The organism is Pseudomonas sp. GL-R-19 (assembly GCF_019956375.1).
In the GTDB taxonomy this organism is placed as follows: domain Bacteria; phylum Pseudomonadota; class Gammaproteobacteria; order Pseudomonadales; family Pseudomonadaceae; genus Aquipseudomonas.
In genome coordinates this window covers 1-1,628 of record NZ_JAHBDJ010000080.1, presented here as the reverse complement: position 1 = coordinate 1,628, position 1,628 = coordinate 1, and the positions used below count along the sequence as shown (strand labels likewise).

Annotated in this window: 1 protein-coding gene; it reads right to left on the bottom strand. The window is 58.7% G+C overall.

Annotated features, from left to right (window positions below):
• Positions 1-46: 46 nt before the first annotated feature.
• Positions 47-1,378 (bottom strand): IS110 family transposase, encoded by a 1,332-nt coding sequence (locus tag KGA83_RS27825; RefSeq protein WP_108219970.1) that lies wholly within the window; start codon positions 1,376-1,378, stop codon positions 47-49.
• Positions 1,379-1,628 lie beyond the last annotated feature (250 nt).

Sequence of the window (1,628 nt, the reverse complement as noted above, 5' to 3'; positions counted from 1 at the left end):
CAGCTCTTATCAAACAAAAAATAACCCATTGTTTTTGCTCTAAAAATTATCCAGCCATCACCAACTGCATGCCCAGCTTGCGCGCCTTGTGTTCCAAGGCGCGTAACTGTCGGCTGCGGCTTTTCGCTTCAAAAGCTTCGATACCCTTTTCTACATAGGGCTGGCCCTTGGTCAGCATGGCGTAGATCAGTCGCGCCAGTTGGTGCGCGGTCGCCTTGATCGCGCAGCCGGTGTCCATCCGGGTTAAACGGGCCCGGTGGCTGGCACCGATAAAGCTTTTGTCGTTGCGGGCATTGGAGGCTGATTGCTTAAGAGCCTGGGACGCCCGATTGATTACCTTGGGGGGTTTGCCGGGAAGCGCTTTTCCTCCCGATATGCGGGTCGGCGGCGCCACACCGAGCCAGGAACAAAAGTGTTGAGAGGTCGGGAAACGCGACAAATCAGGCCCCAATTCGCTGGCCAGAACCAGTGCCGTATCCACGCCGATCGTCGGGATGGCGGTCAAGTCCACGCCCATCACTTGGCCCAAGGCTTGATGCAAGGCGCTCTGCTGCGCAGCCGAACGATGAGGACTTCGCAGCACTTTGCCGGCAACCGGCACCGCTTCCTGGAGCCTGGGTAGCCGTTCAAGCGCTTGCGCGATGGCCTTGTCGCAGTCGGCGATCTGCGTTTCCAGGAAGTCATGGCAGGCTAACTCCTGGCTCAGCGCGTGGAGGTGTTCGGCACGCCAATTACCATGCAGACTGCGAGCGATGGTGGCCTGGTCCGCCTTGATGCGCCGATCTCGCAACGCGGCGAGAACCAGCGGGTCGCGCTCGCCCTGGTTGATCGCGTTAAGAATTTTCATGCCGGTCACACCGGTAATGTCACTGATGACGTTGGCCAAATGAATGTTCATCTGGCTCAGGGCTTTTTGCATCCGATTGATGGACTTGGCCTGATCGCAGACTTTATTGGCCCGTTGGCGCACCAGGGAACGCATCGAGCAAATCTCATCCGAAGGGCGAAAAGCCCCGCTCAACAGGCCGTGCGTCATGAGTTGCCAGATCCATTGGCAATCGAGGACATCGGATTTGCGGCCAGAGGTCTGCCGGGTTGCACGGGAGTTGACCAGATAAACCTCAAATCCCCGCGCGTCCAGCACTTCGAAAAGGGGGATCCAGTAGACGCCGGTGGCCTCCATGGCCACGACCTTGATCTTCAATGACGCGAGCCAGTCGGCTAACGCGATCAGGTCATCGGTGAAGGTCGAAAACTTGCGAACCGGGTTATCGCCGCGCCCGGGATTGACCGCGACCCAATGCTCACGACTGCCAACATCGATACCAGCGCAGTCGTGGTGGATAATCTCGAAGCGTTTTTGGTTCTTGCGCGCCATGCCAATTCCTCGCAGGATGGAAAAGCGTGCGCGGGGTACACGGTGGCGAAAGGGTTCACTCTCTTATACGAGGTCACGGCATGCCGTGCCTTCAACGACTCCACGCCGATACCGTGCGGACCACTCTCCTACTCGGGTGCTGTCACACCAGTGCTAATGACGGTCTCTGCCCCGCGCACGCTCTTCAACTCTAGCTCCCTCAGTTTGCTGCGCGACAGCGCGGCGTCGAAGACGAGGCGGCCCCTCCTAC